The sequence below is a fragment of the uncultured Microbacterium sp. genome (genome assembly GCF_947632095.1).
Taxonomy (GTDB): Bacteria; Actinomycetota; Actinomycetes; order Actinomycetales; family Microbacteriaceae; genus Microbacterium.
In genome coordinates, this window is record NZ_CANROA010000091.1 from 1 (window position 1) to 3,762 (window position 3,762).

Annotated in this window: 5 protein-coding genes; 3 read left to right on the forward strand and 2 right to left on the reverse strand. The window is 69.8% G+C overall.

Features of this window, described 5'->3' with window-relative positions:
- Positions 1 to 176: 176 nt before the first annotated feature.
- Positions 177 to 1,115 (reverse strand): PhnD/SsuA/transferrin family substrate-binding protein, encoded by a 939-nt coding sequence (locus Q0Z66_RS12195; RefSeq protein ID WP_298041539.1) that lies wholly within the window; start codon positions 1,113 to 1,115, stop codon positions 177 to 179.
- A gap of 284 nt (positions 1,116 to 1,399) precedes the next feature.
- Between Q0Z66_RS12195 and Q0Z66_RS12200 the strand changes: the two genes are divergently transcribed.
- Together Q0Z66_RS12200 and Q0Z66_RS12205 are read left to right on the forward strand one after the other, a co-directional pair.
- Positions 1,400 to 2,152 (forward strand): LysR substrate-binding domain-containing protein, encoded by a 753-nt coding sequence (locus Q0Z66_RS12200; protein ID WP_298041541.1) that lies wholly within the window; start codon positions 1,400 to 1,402, stop codon positions 2,150 to 2,152.
- A gap of 1 nt (position 2,153) precedes the next feature.
- Positions 2,154 to 2,864, forward strand: a complete 711-nt coding sequence (locus Q0Z66_RS12205; protein WP_298041543.1) for a GMP synthase — start codon at positions 2,154 to 2,156, stop codon at positions 2,862 to 2,864.
- Between the two features lie 4 nt (positions 2,865 to 2,868).
- Here Q0Z66_RS12205 and Q0Z66_RS12210 read toward each other — a convergent pair whose 3' ends face one another.
- A complete protein-coding gene (locus Q0Z66_RS12210; RefSeq protein ID WP_298041545.1) occupies positions 2,869 to 3,336 on the reverse strand; it encodes a glutaminase in 468 nt (155 codons plus the stop codon).
- A 72-nt stretch (positions 3,337 to 3,408) separates the two neighbouring features.
- Here Q0Z66_RS12210 and Q0Z66_RS12215 point away from each other — a divergent pair.
- Positions 3,409 to 3,762, forward strand: a 354-nt coding sequence (locus Q0Z66_RS12215; RefSeq protein ID WP_298041548.1) for an ACT domain-containing protein, incomplete at its 3' end; no start/stop codon positions are given.

Here is a 3,762-nt window from a genome sequence, read left to right on the forward strand (position 1 = left end):
CCGGACAGGCCCAGCAGGACGACGATCTCGCCCGGTTCGACGGACAGCGACACCCCCTCGAGTGCCGGCTTGGCGGCTCCTGGATAGGTCTTGTCCAGATCGGTGATCCGGACGGCGGGGGTGTCGCTGCTCGTCATCTCAATGCTCCTGGCTGTGTGCGGTTCGGGCGTTCGGGGTCAGGCCCGGCAGGCCTCGACCTCGTCCGCGATCTCGTCGCAGAGGGTACGGATCAGGTCGTAGTACGCGTCGTCGACGGCGCCGTATCCGAACCAGCCGTCCGTGAGGAACTCGTTGAGCTCGATGCCGGCGTCGGTCAGGTCGGACTGGGTGCTGTCGGCGAGAGCCTCGAACAGCTGGTCCTTGACCTCCTGGGGCAGGGCCGCCTGCAGCACGATGGGCGCTGCGGGGACCTGCACGCGCTGCACCTCCACGAGCTCACCCGACTCGATGAACGGGTCGGCGTCGATGTCCTGGACGAAGCCGACCTGGCAGTCGACGCCCTCGGCGACCTTCTTGGCGTTGAGGTCGTGCTCCTCGCCGAAGACGCGGTCGCCCTCGGGAACCGTCACGCCGACTTCGAGCAGTCCGCCCATGGGAACGGCGAAGCCCGAGGTCGAGGTGGGGTTGACGAAGCAGACCGCCTGGTCGGCGAAGTCCGCGAGGGTTTCGACGTCGGACGCCGGGTTCTTCACGGCGACCGAGAAGTAGCCGGGCTCGGCGCCCTCCTGGGTGATCTGCGCGCCGATCGGTTCGATGTCGGCACCGGCGTTCTGCGACTGGTAGTAGGTGAAGGCCGAGATCTGAGCGATGTCGATCTGGTCGGCGGCGAGTCCCTGCACGACGGCGGTGTAGTCGGTCGCCTGGAACATCTCGACGTTCTTGCCGGTGATCTCCGCGATCCAGTCGGCGATCGGCTGCGCGTCCTGATCGGCGCCCTCGTGATCGGGGAGGACGGCGAAGACCAGGGTGTCCGCGTTGCCCGAGGCGAAGGCGCCCTCGCCGGCGCCGTCGGAGCCGGTGGTCGAGTCGGCGGAGTCCGCCGAACATGCCGCGAGGCCGAAGGCGAGGGTGAGGCCGGCCGCGATCGCGAGGCCGCGCTTGAGGGGTGACTGCATGAGGAAGGGCCCTTTCACAGGTGCGGGTGCAGGTTGTGGGATCGGCGGGACCGCCGACCTGACGATCACACCGCTGCCGGGCGACATCCGCGGATCGCGGCGCTGACCCGCGCGTGAACGGGTCGTGAATTCCGGATGCCGTGGACTGCCCTGTTGCGGACGGCGGACTCCGTCGCCGCCGGAAGAGGTTCTGTCGGGGAAAGCCCCCGGTGTGCAACAACCTCCGCTGTGCGCAACGCGCCGGGACACCGGGTTCGAGCACGTCATCCGGGTAGCCTGAGAACATGGCGAAATCCGGCAGGCCCTCCCGCGCGTCCGGCGGCGCATCCGGCCGGGGCGCGCGCCGTCCCGCAGCGTCCGCGAAGGGGGCCAAGGGCACCCGGCCCGCTCCGAAGAAGAAGCCGGCGCAGAAGGTCGTCTTCGACGCTCCTGCTCCCCCGCCCGAGGAGCCGCGCTCTTTCCGCCTCGGCGCGGTGCCCGGGGCGACACCGGGCAAGTGGATCGACATCTGGAAGCGTCGGATGCCGCACGTCGAGCTTGAGCTCATCCCGGTCTCCGCGGCGGATCAGCGAAGCGCCCTCGAGGAGCTCGACGCGGTGCTCGTGCGCCTGCCGCTCGTCGACGACACGCTGCACATCATCCCGCTGTACGACGAGCTGCCGGTGGTCGTGGCATCCGCCGAATCCCACCTGCTCTCCGCCGACGAACTGACCTACGCCGATCTTGAGGGCGAGGTGCTCATCACCCCGCTCGACGACGTGCTCGGCCCGCTCGAGATCCCCGGCACGACCGCGCCGCGGTTCGCCCCGCTCGCCACCACGGGCGACGCGATCGCCACGGTCGCGACCGGCGTGGGCATCATCGTCACGCCCATGTCGCTCGCCCGCGCGCACCGCCGCAAGGACGTCGATTACCGCCTCCTGGAGGGCGGGCCCACCTCGTCCGTCGCCCTCGCCTGGCCGCGCGATCGCACCACCGATGACGTCGACGCGTTCATCGGCATCGTTCGCGGGCGGACCGCGAACTCCTCGCGCTGATATGGCCGAGATCCTCTACGTCTGCGTGCGCCCCGAGCGGGGCGCCGCCGATGCCGAGCATGCGTCGTTCCGGCGCGGCCTGGGTGTCGAGGAGCTCGATCGTCTGGACCTCGTCACGACCCCTCTGACCGAGGACGTGCTCGATCGTCACACCGGTTTCGTGATCGGCGGGTCGCCGTTCAACGTGACGGATGCCGTGACGTCGCCGCTGCAGCAACGGGTCGAGGCCGACCTCGAGCGCATCGCGGAGCGCGCGGCATCCGGTGTCGCATCCGCGTTCTTCACCTGCTTCGGCATCGGCGTCGTGACGCGCATGCTCGGCGGTGAGTTGACCCTCGCGCATGCCGAGTCGACGCGGGCCGCGGAGATCCGAACGACGGATGCTGCGGCATCCGACCCGATCTTCGGGCCTTCGGCCCCCGCGCTGCGCGTCTTCACTGCCCATAAGGAGAGCGCGCGGCGCACCCCGCCGGGGGCGACGCTGCTCGCCACGAACGACGACTGCCCCGTGCAGGCGTACCGGGTCGGCAATCGCCTGTATGCGGCGCAATTCCACCCCGAGCCCTCGCCCCGGGACTTCGCGGACCGCATGACGTTCTACCGCAACAACGGCTACTTCGCCGCTGACGAGTTCGACCGCGTCTCCGGCGAGGTTCTCGCCGCCCGCGTCGACGGCGCGACGCTGCTGCGGCGCTTCGCCGGTCTCGTCTGAGCGCTCAGTCGACGTTGCCGCGCATGAGCGCGATGCGCTCGTCGAGATAGGCCGCCAGCGGCATCCACGAGCTGCCCGACCAGCGCACCATCGCGACGCCGTCCCGCATCGCCAGCGGCCCGGACTCGCCGCCGGCGTCCACGGCATCCATGTCGATCACCGACCAGCCGATGTGCGCGACCTCCCCCTCCGCGAAGCCTCCCTTCAACGCCAGCTCGCGCCGTGCGGCCCGTGCCCGCGCCGATTCGGCCGTGTATCCGCGCCGTCCCGCGTCGGCGGCTCGCAGCACCTCGGCCGTTGCGAGCACGTGCTCATCGGTCAGCAGCAGAACCCCGATGTGCCAGACCTCGCCGATCTTGACGATGCGGTGCCCCCGCCAGCGCGAGGTGCGCTCCTCACCGAGTCCTTCTTTCGGAACGTCCACCAGAGAACGACGGGCGGCGGACAGCAGATCGGAGGCGACGGATGACACCCGTTCAGGCTACCGATTCGCCACCTCCCCCGTGCTCGGGGCAGAATTGCACCGACCCTGCAAGGAGCTTCCATGTCTCAGACCGATACCGCACGCCTGCTCATCGCCTGCGATGACCAGCCCGGAATCGTCGCCGCCGTCGCCAACGTCCTGGCCGAGCACGACGCGAACATCATCTCGCTCGATCAGCATTCGACGGATGCCGAGGGCGGACGCTTCTTCCAGCGCACCGTGCTGCACCTCGACGGGCTCGCCGCCGCGCGTCCCGCCCTCGAAGCGTCGATCGGCGCGGTCGCCGAGAAATTCGGCATGGAGTGGTCGCTGCACGACACCTCGCGCCGCAAGCGCGTCGCGATCTTCGTGTCGAAGTACGACCACTGCCTCATGGAGCTGCTCTGGCGCCAGCAGCGCGGCCAGCTCGACGTC